12 protein-coding genes, 1 pseudogene and 1 riboswitch are annotated in these 14647 nt (G+C 58.5%); of the genes and pseudogenes, 5 read left to right on the top strand and 8 right to left on the bottom strand.

Features of this window, described 5'->3' with window-relative positions; genetic code table 11:
* Positions 1 to 2 precede the first annotated feature (2 nt).
* Both AB4Z23_RS04865 and AB4Z23_RS04860 read right to left on the bottom strand, forming a co-directional pair.
* The gene (locus tag AB4Z23_RS04865; RefSeq protein WP_162696085.1) at positions 3 to 947 is read right to left on the bottom strand and encodes an ABC transporter substrate-binding protein; all 945 of its coding nucleotides are present in this window, start codon (positions 945 to 947) and stop codon (positions 3 to 5) included.
* Positions 944 to 1729 carry an ABC transporter permease gene (locus tag AB4Z23_RS04860; protein WP_112152950.1) on the bottom strand — a complete coding sequence of 262 codons (786 nt, stop codon included), beginning with the start codon at positions 1727 to 1729 and terminating at the stop codon, positions 944 to 946. The genes AB4Z23_RS04865 and AB4Z23_RS04860 overlap by 4 nt, the downstream gene beginning before the upstream one ends.
* Before the next feature lie 128 nt (positions 1730 to 1857).
* A riboswitch (TPP riboswitch) is annotated at positions 1858 to 1960 on the bottom strand.
* A 181-nt stretch (positions 1961 to 2141) separates the two neighbouring features.
* Between AB4Z23_RS04860 and AB4Z23_RS04855 the strand changes: the two genes are divergently transcribed.
* Complete coding sequence (locus tag AB4Z23_RS04855) at positions 2142 to 3431, top strand: TadE/TadG family type IV pilus assembly protein (protein WP_174027165.1); 1290 nt, start codon at positions 2142 to 2144, stop codon at positions 3429 to 3431.
* Between the two features lie 85 nt (positions 3432 to 3516).
* Here the strand turns inward: AB4Z23_RS04855 and AB4Z23_RS04850 are convergent, their stop codons facing one another.
* From AB4Z23_RS04850 to AB4Z23_RS04825, 6 genes are all read right to left on the bottom strand, one after another.
* Positions 3517 to 5511, bottom strand: a complete 1995-nt coding sequence (locus AB4Z23_RS04850; RefSeq protein WP_113291557.1) for an alpha-glucosidase — start codon at positions 5509 to 5511, stop codon at positions 3517 to 3519.
* 12 nt (positions 5512 to 5523) lie between these two features.
* A complete protein-coding gene (locus tag AB4Z23_RS04845) occupies positions 5524 to 6381 on the bottom strand; it encodes a carbohydrate ABC transporter permease (protein ID WP_003500737.1) in 858 nt (285 codons plus the stop codon).
* Between the two features lie 4 nt (positions 6382 to 6385).
* Positions 6386 to 7297 carry a carbohydrate ABC transporter permease gene (locus tag AB4Z23_RS04840; protein WP_003510821.1) on the bottom strand — a complete coding sequence of 304 codons (912 nt, stop codon included), beginning with the start codon at positions 7295 to 7297 and terminating at the stop codon, positions 6386 to 6388.
* Between the two features lie 174 nt (positions 7298 to 7471).
* On the bottom strand, positions 7472 to 8707 hold the full coding sequence (locus AB4Z23_RS04835) for an ABC transporter substrate-binding protein (protein WP_013761547.1): 1236 nt from the start codon (positions 8705 to 8707) through the stop codon (positions 7472 to 7474).
* 54 nt (positions 8708 to 8761) lie between these two features.
* Positions 8762 to 9838, bottom strand: coding sequence for an ABC transporter ATP-binding protein (locus AB4Z23_RS04830; protein ID WP_003510819.1), 1077 nt, complete (start codon positions 9836 to 9838; stop codon positions 8762 to 8764).
* Positions 9839 to 10170: 332 nt separating this feature from the next.
* Entirely contained in the window at positions 10171 to 10875 is a 705-nt protein-coding gene (locus AB4Z23_RS04825; RefSeq protein ID WP_003510818.1) for a GntR family transcriptional regulator, read from the bottom strand.
* 99 nt (positions 10876 to 10974) lie between these two features.
* On the opposite strand from AB4Z23_RS04825, the gene AB4Z23_RS04820 reads away from it, so the two are divergent.
* The 4 genes and pseudogenes from AB4Z23_RS04820 to AB4Z23_RS04805 form a co-directional block, all read left to right on the top strand.
* Positions 10975 to 12132 (top strand): LLM class flavin-dependent oxidoreductase, encoded by a 1158-nt coding sequence (locus tag AB4Z23_RS04820; protein WP_003510817.1) that lies wholly within the window; start codon positions 10975 to 10977, stop codon positions 12130 to 12132.
* On the top strand, positions 12132 to 13025 hold the full coding sequence (locus AB4Z23_RS04815) for an aldo/keto reductase (protein WP_035199429.1): 894 nt from the start codon (positions 12132 to 12134) through the stop codon (positions 13023 to 13025). The genes AB4Z23_RS04820 and AB4Z23_RS04815 overlap by 1 nt, the downstream gene beginning before the upstream one ends.
* On the top strand, positions 13025 to 13549 hold the full coding sequence (locus AB4Z23_RS04810; RefSeq protein WP_013761544.1) for a flavin reductase family protein: 525 nt from the start codon (positions 13025 to 13027) through the stop codon (positions 13547 to 13549). Before AB4Z23_RS04815 ends, AB4Z23_RS04810 begins: the two co-directional genes overlap by 1 nt.
* 232 nt (positions 13550 to 13781) lie before the next feature.
* A pseudogene (locus tag AB4Z23_RS04805) lies at positions 13782 to 14647 on the top strand (autotransporter domain-containing protein); the annotation flags it as partial.

Below are 14647 nucleotides of genomic sequence, written 5' to 3'. Positions count from 1 at the left end.
GGTCATTGCAACTCCACGGCAATGTCTTCCACCGCCGGCGCCTGCTTGATCAGTTGCATGTCTTGCATGAAGGTGCCGAAGCGTGTGTAGCGGGCGCGATCGAGTGCGGCTGGACGTTTGGCGAAACGCGGCAGCGTATCGAAAAACGCCTGTTTGTTCAGCGCGTCGTCAAGGTTCGGATAGGCCTTGATGAAAAGCTGCCAGGATTCTTGCGGGTGGTTGGTGATGAAAATCGCGGCCTGCTCAACGGCCGAGAGAAAACGCGGCAGGCGGCTGTCTTTCACGAGATCACGATGGGTGACGAAGATGAGCTCGTCATAGGCGGGCACGCCATGTTCCTCGGGGAAGAACGAGCGGCCTTCGTGGCCTTCAAGCTTCATCTGCGTCAGTTCGAAATTACGGAAACCGCCAAGCGTGGCATCGACCTTGCCGGCGATCAGGGATGGCGAGAGTGAGAAATTGACGTTGACCAGTTCAACATCGTCCTTTGTCAGTCCCTCCTTCTCCAGCATGCGCTTCAGCATCGCATCCTCGAAACCGGAAACCGAGAAGCCGACCTTCTTGCCTTTCAGGTCCTTCAGGCTCTTGATCGGCCCGTCGGCCAGAACGGTGACGGTGTTCAGCGGGGTTTCGACCAGCGTGCCGAAACGGACGAGCGGCAGCCCTGCATCGTGGTCGAGATAGAGGTTCGGCTGGTAGTGTACACCGATATCGGCCTGTTTTGCCGAGACAAGACGCGGCACGGCGGATGGGTCCGCAGGCGGAACCAGCTCAACGTCCAGCCCGGCATCTGCGAACAGGCCGCGTTCCTTGGCAATCACCATCGGTGCATGGTCCGGGTTCACGAACCATTCCAGCAACACGGTAAGCTTGTCGGCCGCCTGCGATTGCACAGGCGAAAGCACGCTTGCTGCCGCGACGACGAGGGAAAGAAGAGTTCGTTTCATGGTGCCGAAAGTCTCCGCAAATGTTTGAAAGGAATGAGATGGTCTGTTTCTTTGGCCCAGGGGGCGAGGTTGGCCGTTGCCCGGTCGACGACAAGCCGCAGCAGCACCGCCATGACGGCGAGAATGGTCATGGCGGCGAACATTGTGTCGGTCTGCATGCGGGCATTGGACTGGATCATGACAAAACCGAGCCCGGCGGAGGCGCCCACCCATTCGCCAATGACCGCGCCGAGCGGGGCGAGCGGAGCTGCGACCCTCAGCCCGGAAATGAGTGAGGGAAGCGCCAGCGGCACACGCAGCCGGGTGAGGATTTGCCAGTGGCTCGCCTCCGTCAGCGAGGCGGCATCGAGGATTGTCCGATCCGTGCGATTGAGGCCGTCGGTGAAGGCTGAAGCGACGGGGAAAAAGATGATGATCGCCGTCATGACAACTTTCGAGGCCATGCCGAAACCGAACCAGAGTACGAGAATGGGGGCCAGCACGAAGACCGGAAATGCCTGCAACACGAGAACCATGGGCCAGACGAGGCGGCCAAAACGCGGGACGGCGGCAATCGTAAAGGCAACGAGAATGCCGGCGGCAATGCCAGCCGCAAGCCCGACAGCCATTTCACCTGATGTCACCATGGCCTGTCCGAACAGGAAGGCTGGCTGGCGCAGGAGTGCTGCGGCAACATCGGCGGGCGAGGGCAGGATGTAGCGGGGCGGTGCAAACAGCCAGATGCCCAGCTGCCAGACAATCAGAATAAGGACGACGCCCTTCAGCGCATGGGAGGCACGCATCGGCCGGGGCTCAGACGCAGCCGTACCGTATACGAAGGGAAGGATGTTTCATCATCATCGTTCGGTCTCCAGCTGTGGCGATCACGGAGATCCGGGCAAAGCGGAGAAGAGAAAGGGCAGTACCGCAAACGCGCTACAGTTTCCGTTCCTACGCCGGCATGACCCGGATCAGGTTCAAGGGTCCGGCTCATCGCCATCTCAGCACCGTCTGGTGCTCCCCTCGGAAGAGACTGTTTTGCTAGGAGGGTTTTGAAGTAATGTCAACGTTGAAAGTTAACGAGAATATTGGCGCATTTGCCGCGAACATATTAGTTGTTGATTATATTAAGTTTATCAAAAATTAGTTATTTATTGAAACCGCTTTTCAATTCCGCTGTATTAGCTTCAGCTCCCAGATTGGTTGGGGGCGAACTTGAAAAACTTCTGGCGAGAGAAATCTGGAAATTTTGGCATTCTGACCGCGCTGCTCATGGTGCCTCTGTGCGGGGCTGCCGGTGTGGCGCTCGATATTACGCGCGGCATGTCGGTCAAAGCCGATCTGCAGCAGGCGGCGGATTCCGCGGCTCTGGCGGCAGTCGCCGATATGTCCGCAAGTGTTCAGGCGGCAAAGAAGATGTCGGGGGACGGTGTCATTCCCGTCGGCAATGAAGAAGCCCGGGCATTCTTCGATGGCAATCAGCGCGGCGACGCGGACTACACCATTACCTCTGTCGATGTTTCGGTGATCAAGCACGGCAATGTGGTCGAGTCGTCCGTCAGCTTCAAGGCGTCAGTCAGCACGACCCTCTCAGGGCTTCTGGGGAAGGATTTCGTTTCGGTTGGCGGCACGGCCACGGCCAAATACGAAACGGAAACCTTCAGCGATTTCTATCTTCTGCTTGATAATACGCCCTCCATGGGAGTGGGCGCGACACCCACGGATGTTGCCACCCTGGTTGCGAACACTGGCGATAAATGCGCTTTTGCCTGTCACATCGTGAAGGACGGCGTGGCAGACCCGAACAGCTATTACTTCAAGGCCAAGAAACTCGGGGTTACAACGCGTATCGACGTGGTTGCCAAGGCAACCGCCAGCCTGATGGACACGGCAAAGTCCACGCGCAAAAGCAGCAATCAATATCGCATGGCCGTCTATACCTTTGGGGAACGGGCGGAAGATACCAAGCTGCTTGAGGTCGTTTCGCTAACCTCGGATCTCGACGCAGCAAAGAAAAAAGCTGGTGAAATCAACCTGATGTCAATCCCCTATCAGGGATACAACAACGACCAGCAAACAGATTTCGACCGGGCACTGATCCAGATTGGAGATAAGGTCGGCAGTTCGGGCACGGGCGCAAGCTCGGCAAATCCGGATAAGGTTATTTTCTTTGTTTCAGACGGGGTGGGCGACAGTTACAAGCCGTCCTCCTGTACGAAAAAACTGACAGGAGGCCGCTGTCAGGAGCCGATCGACATCAAAGACTGTACGAAACTGAAGGAAAAGGGTTTTCGTATCGCGGTGCTTTATACCACCTATCTGCCGCTGCCGACGAATGACTGGTATAATAGCTGGATCAAGCCCTTTCAGGCGGAAATCGGCTCACGCATGCAGAGCTGCGCTTCCCCGGGTCTGTACTTCGAAGTCAGCCCGTCCCAGGGCATCAGCGACGCGATGACGGTACTGTTCAAGAAAGCCATTACATCACCACGCCTGACGGGCTGATGGCCGTTTAGCGAGGCCTGTTAGAGCATCGGTTGAACGCCGCAATATTTGCGGCGTTTTTTGGAAATGGCCGGAAGGTGATGCTTCAAGCGATATTGCGAAGCTGTTCAAATAACGCAGTAAAGGGCGTTTCAGCGCGGTAGAACACAGCCGGCTGGCCTATCGGAGCCTCCACGGTGATCTCGTGCCCGCCAAAATACCGCGCGCCACTCCAAAGATGCATCCATTCCCCATCGCCCGGAAGGTAAAGCGTGCGCTGCGTCTCCCCCGCCTTCCAAACTGGTGCGACCAGCATGTCGGCCCCATAGAGATAGCTGTCCTGAATGGCATAGGTCTGCCGGTCGTTCTCGTGATGCAGGAAAAGCGGGCGCTGTACCGGCAGGCCGGTTTTGGCCGCTTCAGTGGAAAGCGATTTCAGATAGGGGGCGAGTGCGACATAGATCGCCGTCATGCGGGCAAAATGGCCAAGAACCGTCTCGTCCTGATCGATCTGGAGATTGTCGCGCGGGCGATTGCCCTCATGGGTGCGCATGACAGGAGTAAAGGCTGCCATCTCCGTCCAGCGCATGATGAGTTCCGGGGTTCTGACATTGCCGAACAGGCTGGTATAACCGCCAATATCGGAATGGTGATAGGCATTGCCGAGAAGACCGGAGGACAGCGCACCGCATATGACGGTGACGAGACCGTCATGGCGGGAGAAATCGACAGACTGGTCGCCGCCCCACAGCAGCGGGCAGTGGGCTTGCACACCGGTAAAGCCCGCCCGCATGAAGAACAGCGCTTCGCCGGTTTTGCCGCGGCTTTCAACGGCCTTGGCGTTGACCTCTGCCCAGAGCGTCGGCCAGGCATTGTGCATCAGCTTGGCGTCGATGCCGTTCGATAGCGTGATGTCGATCGGCAGATATTCGCCGAAATCGGCCATCCAGCCGGAAAGGCCGAAATCAAGCATGTTCTTGCCGATGATCTCTTCGGAAAACCACTCGGCTGCGGCCGGATTGGTGAAATCGACCACGCCACAATCGAACTCGCCGAAATCCACGAGCGCCGTCTTGCCGTCCGCGCCGGTGGCGAAATAACCGGCCGCCTCCGCCTCCGGAAAAAGCGGGCCGTCGACGCAGAGATAGGGGTTCACGTATCCCAGAAAACGAATGCCCTGATCGGCAAGCTCGGCGATCTTCTGACGCAAATGCGGATAACGCGCCTCATTGGCCTGCCAGTCCCAGAAGAGCCGGGCGCCGAAGGATGTCTGGCGAAGCCCCACCCAGTCCTCGCACCACAGGCCGGAGACCTTGGTTCCGGCAGCGCGGATTTTTTCCAGCCGGGCGAAGGAGTTGCCGCCATCCTTTAACCCGATGATCGCGCCGCCATAGACCCACTCCGGCAGTTCCGGCTGGCGTCCGAACCGCAGCGAGAGGGCGGAAACGATATCGGTGAAACGATCGCCGGTGAAAAACTCGATCCTCTCGGGGATCGCCCATATCTCGACTTCGTGGAAATCTTCGTCGCGGAAATCGAAGACCGAATAGGCGCTGGTTTCCACATGCAGCGCATATTTGCGCGACGACAGATAGGTCGGCTGCGGGTAATTGGTGTTGTAATAATCGCCACCCGCCTTGCCGCTGACGTCAGCCTTGAAGGTGATTTCAGCGGTCTTGTCGCGGCCGACACCGGGTTCGGAGGTCCAGAGCGGAAAGCGGCGGCCGCGCATGTCGAAATAGGACATCTGTTCGCCACCGCCCCAGACATGTTCGTCTTCATCTGCGATGATCCGCAGCCACAGCCGATTGATGGTTTCATCCAGCGCCGTGACCCTGATGGCATTTCCATCCAGCGCCAGATGAAGGCGTGCGGCCTGCCCGGGTGCGGAAGACAGCGTAACGCTGTCGCCACTGACTTCGGCGTGGCGCAGCGCAGTTCGTTCGATGACATAGTCCTCGATATCGAAATTGCCGCGATACATATCCATCCGCTCCTTGCCCAAACCGGCGAAGAAAGCCGGGTTCTCAGGCGAATGAGAAAGAATGGTGTGGCTGCCAATCGCAAGCGTGAAGCCGTCTTTGGTCTTTTCGAATTGCATGACTATACCTGTTTAACCCTTAAGACCGCCGGCGGTGAGACCGGAGACGACGCGTTCCTGAAAGATGACGATCAGGATCGCAACCGGGACGATGCCGACCACCAGCGCCGCCGAGATGACGGGCCAGGGGAAAGCGAACTCACCCTGGTAAAGCTGGATGCCGACCGGCAGCGTGCGCAGTGCCGGATTGGAATTGAAGGAAAGCGCCAGCAGGAATTCGTCCCAGGCGTTCACGAAAGCGAGAATACCGGCGGTGAAGACGCCTGGCGCGCATAGCGGCACGACAACCTTGAACAGCGCGCCGATGCGGGTGCAGCCATCAATCATGGCGGCGTTTTCCAGATCGCGCGGGATGCTTTCGAAGAAGGACACCAGCATCAGCGTGCAGACCGGCAGGGAGAGCACGGTGTAAGGCAGTATAAGAGCGGTCCAGCTATTGAGCAGGTTGAGCGCACGCATGATCTCGAACAGAGGCACCAGCAGCGTTACCAGCGGGAATGTGGAAACGGCGATGATGAGCGAGAGGATCAGCGCCCGGTACTTGAGATCGAGCCGCGCCAGCGCATAGGCTGCCAGCACCGAAATCAGAATTGTGAGTGCCGTGGAAAGCAGCGCGACCATGAAGCTGTTGAACAGGAAGAGGTGCAACGGCTGGTCGGAAAAGGCCTGCATGTAATTGGCAAGCGTCGGCGCATGCGGAAACCATGTGATCGGTTTCACCGTCAGTTCCGCTTCGGTTTTCAGCGAGGTGAACAGGATCCATATTGCCGGAAACAGGCCGTTGACCAGCAATATGGAGGCCGCAATGAAGCGCAGCGGCTTGCCGGAGAAGAAGGAGGACAGACCGGAGGAGGTCGCAACGGTGCTCATGGGATCAGTCCTTCGTCCTGATAATGCGGAGATAAACGGCGGTGACGCACATGGAGAGCGCAAACATCATGACCGCCAGTGCCGAACCGTAACCGAGATCGAGGAAGGAAACGGTGTTCTGGTGAATGTACATGGCGAGCGTCGTGGTTGATGTGCCGGGGCCGCCGCCGGTCATCATGTATGGAATATCAAAGGTCTGCAGCGCCGTAATCGTACGGAAGATGAGAGCAACGACGATCGAGGGCTTTAGGAGCGGCAGCGTGATCTCGAAGAACTGCCTGAGCTTGCCGGCGCCATCCACATCGGCGGCTTCATAAAGCGAGCGCGGAATGGTTTGCAGCCCTGCAAGGATCATCAGTGCCATGAAGGAGGAGGTCTTCCAGATGATGGTCAGGCAGATGGCCGCAAAGGCCCAGTTCGGGGAGTTGAACCAGATGATGCCTTCAAAGCCCAGCCGGTTCAGCACATCGTTGACCACGCCGTATTCGTAGTGGAAAAACCACGCGAAGATGAGGCCGGCGAACGACAGAGGCAGCGCCCAGGGGATGAGCAGCGACAGGCGCATCGGCCATTGCATCGAAAACGGCAGGTTTGCGAGGAGCGCAAGGCCCAGGCCCATGAACAGCGCTCCCGGCACCGTTATCAGCGTTATCAGCACCGTATTCCAGGTCGTTTCCCAGAAAATCGGGTCATCGAGCATCGCCGTGTAGTTTTCAAAGCCGATGAATTCCGCCGGCAGGCCCGATGTCAGCGAAAGGCTGAAAAACGAGGTGTAGACGAGACGCGCCACCGGATAAACGATGATAAGCGAAAGAAGAATGGCTGCAGGCGCCAGCAAAAGCACGGCAAGCGACCGGTCACCGAGATCGAGCCACCGCGTCCAGCGCGGCTGCGGTTTCTCGTCCACCCTGACCATTGTTCTCTCCGGCATCGTCACGTCTGCCACTCCCGCAACTGAATTCACGTCATCGTCTCCCGATCAGACCGGTTAAGTCCCGGCCCGTTTAGCGCGCCGTTCAGGCGATTTTCACTGGTTCGGCCAAACGGGCCGGCAACGGCATGTCCTGCATGCCGCCCCCGGCCACAGGGCTTAGCGCAATACGCGGCGCAGACGGCTTTCCATCTGCTTTGCGCCGTCTTCCGGCGACATCACGCCCGCAAGCACGCCATTGACGGTGGTGCGGATCGTTTCGCTGACCTCGTTGTAACGCGGTGTGACCGGACGGGCCTTTGCCGTTTCAACAACCGGAAGAGCATCCGCAAACCAAGGGATGGACTTGGTCACATCAGCATCCTTGTAGAGCGAGGCATAGGTGGGCAGCAGCGCGGCATTGATGGCCATGAACTTCGAAACATCCTGGCTGGACAGATATTCCACCAGTTTCTTGGCTTCGTCCTGCTGCTTGGAATAGGCGGAAACGCCGAATTCCCAGCCGCCGAGGCACGTCGTCTGCTCTCCGCCCTTGACGGCCGGCAACCGGGCGACGCCAACCTTGTCGTTCACTTGGGATTCCTTGCCCTGAAAATGGGTCCAGGCGTAGGACCAGTTGACGGCGAAGAGAACCTTGCCCGCCTGGAATTCCTTGCGCGTGTCGTCGGTCGCAACTTCGGAAATGTTCTTCTTGGAAATGCCTTCGTCGACGAAGCTTTTCCAGAGCTTCAGCGAATCCACGGCCGCCTGATTGTCGAAATTCAGCTTGCCGTTTTGAACCAGCGACTTGCCTTCGCTCCAGTAGGGCAGCAGGAACGTGCATACCGCACCTTCGATGGCCTTACCCTGGAAGGAGAGGCCCTGAAGTTCGGGGTTCTTTTCGCCCTCCATCACCTTTTTTGAGGCTTCCTTCAGCTCATCCCAGGTGGTCGGCGGCTGGATGCCGTATTTGTCCAGCAAGTCCTTGCGATAGTAGAGGAACATGGAATCGGCGAACGCCGGCAGCGCCACGATCTTGCCGTTCACGGTGTTTGCTTCTGCATAGGTCGGCAGGTAGGCGGACAAGTCCTTGCCGGAGAAATCGCTGGTCCAGCCAGCGGTTGCGAATTGTGCGGGACGGATGACATCGAGCATCAGCACGTCAAGGCTCGAATCCTTGGCAGACATGACGGTGTTGAGATATTGCGCCTGCATTTCGGAGGTGTTACCGCCGGTCTCGATCACGACTTTCACGCCCGGCGTCTTCGCCTCATATTGATCGAGCGCCTTGCGCCACACGTCGGGTTGATGCTGGCTGGAAACGAAGATTTTGAGTTCGGCGTCGGCAAAGGCCTGTCCCGAAAAGCTGAGCATCGTTGCGCAGAGCGCCGCTCCCGTAAGGGCTTTGAATTTCATGTTTTCCTCCCGTTATTGAAATCTTGAAGCCGGGCCGGTGGCGGCCCGATCCTGTCACTGAATGGAGCGTTCCGTCGTCACGTCGAACAGGTGCACCTTCGATGGGTCGAGGCCGATCTTCAGTTCCTCATTCGGAGCCGGTTTCATCTCTGGCGGCATTCTCGCTGTCAGCGCCGCATCACCGAGGGTGAAATGCACCAGCGTATCCGACCCCAAAGGCTCCACCACCTGCACCTTGACGGAGAGCTGTGTGTCAAATCCCCCGGCAGGACCGAAATGTTCAGGGCGAATGCCGACGATGACCTCCCGTCCATCGAGCGCCGTTTCACGGGACGGTCTGATTGCTGCCAGTGGAAGAGAGTTGCCGTCCGTAAATGTCAGCCTGTCGCCGGTCACTCTGGCGCGGGCGAAATTCATGGCAGGCGCACCGACGAAACCGCCGACGAACACGCTTTCCGGACGGTTATAGACCTCGTCCGGCGTGCCCACCTGCTCGATATCGCCGCCACGCAGAATGACGATGCGGTCAGCCAGCGTCATCGCCTCCACCTGATCATGCGTCACGTAGATGATGGTGGTGCCGAGCTGCTGGTGCAGGCGCTTGATTTCCGTGCGAACCTGTCCGCGCAGTTTTGCGTCGAGGTTGGAAAGCGGCTCGTCGAACAGGAACACCTGCGGGCGGCGCACGATGGCGCGACCCATGGCCACGCGCTGGCGCTGGCCGCCGGAAAGCTGGCCCGGACGACGGTCCAGCAGATGGCTGATGCCCAGCATATTCGCTGCCTCATCAATGCTGGCATTGGCCTGCGAGGCGCTTACACCACGTACCTTCAGGCTGAAACCCATGTTTTCACGCACCGTCTTGTGCGGGTAAAGCGCGTAGTCCTGAAACACCATGGCGATGTCACGCTCGCGCGGCGGCAGTTTGTTGACAACGCGGTCGCCGATCATCACCTCACCGCCGCTGATGCTTTCCAGCCCGGCGACCATGCGCAACGTCGTGGATTTTCCGCAGCCGGAGGGGCCGACGAAAACCACGAATTCACCATCGTTGATTTCAAGGTCGATACCCTTGACGATGCGCAGGGCACCGTAACTCTTGTCCAGCTTGCGCAGGCTGACTGAAGCCATCTTTTCCTCCTCACGTCCGGGGCGTCCAAAATCGGATGAACGCAAACCCGGCATCAACCTTCAAATCCACGCATCGCTTTTCGAAAAAATCATCCCGATCGTCCGGCGATATCGTGGGACGGCCAAACGCCTGTCTCCCTAGGCCCGTGATATTACCTTTCGTCAAAAGGAAATCAATAGTGTATCAATTTTATTTCTGACAGAAATCAAAAACCGGCAAAGCTTTGATTTGTAGAAATATTTCAACGAAAACCCCTGCGTGGCAGGTCGCGGCTTCCTTGCCTGCGGTCAATTTTCTCTGTCCATGTGGATCACGCGAATTTCGTGCGTTTTCAACGTATGCGTGAAACGTACCGTGCGACGGTGTGGTCGAACCATGTCCATGAGACTTCAGCCACGGCTCCGTCCTGACCCTGGCTCAGGCGAAGGACCCGCGGCACCGACGCGCCGGGTTTCTGGCCGAATTGTGCAGGCGCCCATTCTGGCACTTCCCCGAGGTCGATGCGGTCTTCTGCCTTCGATATCCAGAGATTGAGGCGGGTGCGATAGTAGAGATAGAGCGATTCCGACAGGTTCTCGATGGTAATCGTGTCGACATAGGAACCGTCTAGCCAGATCTCCTCGATTGCCGCCGGTTTCCCCGCGATACGCCTCAGGCGGCGGATGCGGTGGCCTTCCGGCGATGTGCCAAAGGCGGGCAGGGTGGATGGCTTGGCAAGGCGCGCAACATCCAGCACCTCCGCCGTTGGCAGGCCACCGCCCTCGATCATCTCCAGCCGGAAGAAGGCATAAACGCTCTGGGGATCGCTGACCGCGCGGATATAATTGCCGGAACCCTGCACACGCTCCAGCAGTCCACGCTCCTGCAACTCCGCAAGCGCCTTGCGAAGCGTGCCGACAGCAATGCCGAGATCGGCTGCCATATCCCTTTCGGGAGCAAGCTTTTCACCATCTGTCAGACGGCCCGCAGCGACTTCGCGCACCAGCATTTCGGCGATCTGCAAATACATAGGCAGGCTGCCGCCCGTGTGTTTCATGATGCCATCCCCTCCGCAAAACAAAAATTGATACATCATTGATTTACATATTTCTTGATGTTATGCAAGAAAAACGAGAGCGCCTTGAGGAGGAATTGCATGACCGTCGTACCCGTTACATCCGCTGATCTCGATGCTGCCGAGGTCTCCTGGTTTTCTGCCCTTTGTTCCGATGATTACGCCTATCTGGGCGTGCCGGATGGCAGCCTGCGCTCCAGCTTCGAACATTGCTCGGATATCGTCAAAAAGGCCGAGGAACTCGGTTTTCGCAACATTCTCTGCCCCTCTTCCTATCAGGTCGGCCAGGACACGTTGAGCTTCGTGGCGGGTTGCGCTCCGATCAGTGACCGCATCAATTTCCTTGCTGCAATCCGTTGCGGCGAAATGCAGCCGATCATGCTGGCGCGTACGGTGGCGACGCTCGATCACATGTTGAAGGGCCGCCTGACGCTCAACGTCATCAGCTCCGATTTTCCCGGCGAGGTGGCTGACAGCGCGTTTCGCTACAAACGCAGCCATGAAGTCGTGCAGATTTTGCGCCAGGCCTGGACCCGTGACACGATTGACCATGACGGCGAGATCTACCAGTTCAAGGGTGTCTCCACCGAGCCTGCACGTCCGTACCAGCAGAATGGCGGTCCGCTGCTCTATTTCGGCGGTTATTCGCCGGATGCGCTGGAGCTGTGCGGCGCGCAATGCGACGTGTATCTGATGTGGCCCGAAACGAAAGACCAGCTCGCAGACCGCATGCGCGCTGCCCATGAGCGTGCCGCAGCCCATGGCCGCACGCTGGATTACGGCCTGCGAGTCCACATGGTCGTGCGCGATACCGAACAGGAAGCGCGCGAATATGCCGAGCATCTGGTTTCGAAGCTCGATGACGAGTATGGCCAGCTGATCCGCAACCGCGCCCACGACAGCGGCTCACTCGGTGTATCGCATCAGGCGCGGGCCCGAGAACTGGCCGACAAGTTCGGTTATGTCGAACCAAACCTGTGGACCGGCATCGGCCGGGCGCGCTCCGGCTGTGGTGCAGCGCTCGTCGGCTCCACCGACAAGGTCCTTTCGGCGCTGGAGGAATACCAGAAAATGGGTATTCGCGCCTTCATCCTCTCGGGTTATCCGCATCTCGACGAGGCTGAACACTTCGGAACCAAGGTCCTGCCGCAAATGAAAACCTGCTCCCTGCCGCATGCATACGGCCGGGTGCCTTCTGAAACACCTGCCACGCCGCTGGGCAACGGGGAACGCCACTGATGGAACGTATCGCTCTTTCTGAAAACCTGGAACTTAGCCGCATCGTTTACGGCATGTGGCGCATCGGCGACGATGCTGATACTTCGCCTTCCCATGTACAGGCAAAGATCGAAGCCTGCCTGGAGCAGGGCATCACCACCATGGATCAGGCTGATATATACGGTGGATACACGGCGGAAGCCATTCTGGGTGCCGGCCTCAAGGCAGCTCCATCCCTTCGCGACAAGATCGAGATCGTGACGAAATGCGGCATCGTGGCGCCAGCCGGGCGTCACTCATCCGCCCGCGTCAAGCATTACGATACCACGGCTGGCCATATCAACGCTTCAGTCGAGGCCTCCTTGCGTGACATGGGCACAGATCGTGTCGATCTGTTGCTGATCCACCGGCCCGATCCGCTGATCGATCCCGAAGAAACCGGCAAGGCGCTCGATGCACTGGTAGCGTCCGGCAAGGTCAAGGCCGTGGGCGTTTCCAATTTCCGCCCGTGGGATTTCGCCCTGCTGCAATCGGCTATGAGCAATAGGCTGGTTACGAACCAGATCGAAATGAGCTTGCTTGCGACCGATAACTTCACCAATGGCGATCTGGCCTTCCTGCAGGAAAAGCGCGTTTCACCGATGGCGTGGTCGCCGCTTGGCGGCGGTTCGCTGTTTTCCGGTGCGCATGGTGGAACCATGGCTGCCCTGCAGCGCATCGGCAACGAGCAGGGCGTCGATGCCACTGCCGTTGCCATCGCCTGGCTGCTGCGGCATCCGGCAAAGATCGTGCCCGTGCTCGGCACCAACAATATTCAGCGCATAAAAACGGCGGCCGATGCCCTGCGCGTCACCATCGACCGCCAGACCTGGTTTGAGCTTTACACACTTGCAATTGGAAGCGAGGTGCCGTGATGACAGTCGCAGAAGCGATCAAAATGCCCAATGAGCATGTATTTGTTCCCGGCGGCGAAAACAGCCGCAGCTTTCGCAATGCGCTCGGCGCTTTCACCACCGGCGTGACGGTGGTGACGGCAACGACGCCCGAAGGGCCGATCGGAATGACGGTCAACAGCTTCGCGTCGGTATCGCTCGATCCGCCGCTGGTGCTGTGGTCGCCTGCCAAAAATTCATCGCGCTATCCGGCCTTCAGCGGCGCAACGCATTTCGCCATCCATGTGCTGAGCGCAGATCAGGACGTGCTGAGCGCCCGCTTCACCCGCAACGGCCGCGCATTTGACGATCTTGACTGGGAAATCAACGACGAGGGCGTTCCGGTCATTCCGGGCACGCTCGCCCGTTTCGAATGCCGGCAGGCGGCAGCCCACGATGCGGGCGATCACACCATCATCGTCGGCGAAGTGCTGCGTGCCGCCCACCGCGATGGCGATCCCCTGTGCTTTTCAGGCGGAGCCTTCGGGCGGTTTTCAAAGCAGTAGGCAGAACGGGATTTTCCCGTTCGATCTCGGCAGAGATTTACTCCAGCCATCTGTTGCTTATTTAACGGAGCACGCCTGTCGTGCTCCGTTTTTGTTTCGTCTGTCAGTAAAAACCACGCTTTGCGCTGTTCATACTGGAAATCATCTTTCAAACTGGCGTAGTTGATCTGATTCACAAAATGATTCGCTCGATCAAAGGAAGACCGCACGTCGCGCGGGTTAGGGAGACTGAATGTCCGCTTGTTTCTGCCATGTTTCGGAAGGGGAAACCTGTCCGACAGCGGAAATGCGTGCCTTGACGCCAAGCAGGCTTTTCGTCTGCGGTACGGCGGGTCTTTTTTTCTTTATATTTTCGCTTGCCGCTACATCGGAGGCTATCGCCGAAACGTTGCTCTGGACGGGGTCCGATGGGGGTGACTGGTTTGCCGACGCGGACTGGGGTCCGTCGCGCCGCGTGCCTGGTGCCAGCGATGATGTGATGATCGATACCTACGGCCCGGTCATTACGATAGGGACGAGCGCCAAAGCCCGTGAATTGTTGATAGGCACCGCGCGAGGGGCCGGCACGCTGGTAGTGCAGGGCGGCTTGCAGACAGATTCAGTTTTTCTCGGCGCTGTCAGTGGCGCGTCCGGCACCGCAAGTTTCATCGGTGCGAAATGGCAGAATGACGGTGATGTCTCCATCGGTGGCAGCGGCGTGGGTAACCTTTCCCTTTTGCACGGCACGACGGCATCGTCGAAGAACGTCCTTATTGGCGGAAGCGGGACTGGAAATGGCTCCCTCAAACTCGATAACTCTTCCACTCTCACGACTTCCGACACCGTTTTTGTGAGCGGGTCGTCTTCAGGAGCTGGCGGCGGTGGAAATCTGGAGGTGCTCGGCGCCAGCGAGCTTTACAGCGCGAGAGGCGTTCTGGCCGAAGACCTCGGCACGACGGGAACCGCGCTGGTTTCCGGTGAAGACAGCCACTGGACCATGTCCGGGGATATGGTCGTTGGCGAAGCAGGCGTTGGTAAGCTCACCGTAACCGGTGGCGGCACGGTCATCAGTCAGACAACGACGGTGATTGCCAATCTGGCTTCTGCGGACGGAAGTTC

This window comes from Agrobacterium sp. MCAB5, from assembly GCF_052114365.1.
Lineage (GTDB): Bacteria > Pseudomonadota > Alphaproteobacteria > Rhizobiales > Rhizobiaceae > Agrobacterium > Agrobacterium tumefaciens.
The sequence above is the reverse complement of the archived record's forward strand: the minus strand, read 5'-3'. Positions and strand labels throughout refer to the sequence as shown.

Bases quoted from the DNA above. Each gene is read 5' to 3' on its own strand.
- AB4Z23_RS04830 (WP_003510819.1), bottom strand. From the start codon at position 9,838: ATGGCTTCAGTCAGCCTGCGCAAGCTGGACAAGAGTTACGGTGCCCTG.
- AB4Z23_RS04865 (WP_162696085.1), bottom strand. From the start codon at position 947: ATGAAACGAACTCTTCTTTCCCTCGTCGTCGCGGCAGCAAGCGTGCTT.
- AB4Z23_RS04860 (WP_112152950.1), bottom strand. From the start codon at position 1,729: ATGCGTGCCTCCCATGCGCTGAAGGGCGTCGTCCTTATTCTGATTGTC.
- AB4Z23_RS04815 (WP_035199429.1), top strand. From the start codon at position 12,132: ATGGAACGTATCGCTCTTTCTGAAAACCTGGAACTTAGCCGCATCGTT.
- AB4Z23_RS04820 (WP_003510817.1), top strand. From the start codon at position 10,975: ATGACCGTCGTACCCGTTACATCCGCTGATCTCGATGCTGCCGAGGTC.
- AB4Z23_RS04825 (WP_003510818.1), bottom strand. From the start codon at position 10,875: ATGAAACACACGGGCGGCAGCCTGCCTATGTATTTGCAGATCGCCGAA.
- AB4Z23_RS04850 (WP_113291557.1), bottom strand. From the start codon at position 5,511: ATGCAATTCGAAAAGACCAAAGACGGCTTCACGCTTGCGATTGGCAGC.
- AB4Z23_RS04810 (WP_013761544.1), top strand. From the start codon at position 13,025: ATGACAGTCGCAGAAGCGATCAAAATGCCCAATGAGCATGTATTTGTT.
- AB4Z23_RS04835 (WP_013761547.1), bottom strand. From the start codon at position 8,707: ATGAAATTCAAAGCCCTTACGGGAGCGGCGCTCTGCGCAACGATGCTC.
- AB4Z23_RS04845 (WP_003500737.1), bottom strand. From the start codon at position 6,381: ATGAGCACCGTTGCGACCTCCTCCGGTCTGTCCTCCTTCTTCTCCGGC.
- AB4Z23_RS04840 (WP_003510821.1), bottom strand. From the start codon at position 7,297: ATGGTCAGGGTGGACGAGAAACCGCAGCCGCGCTGGACGCGGTGGCTC.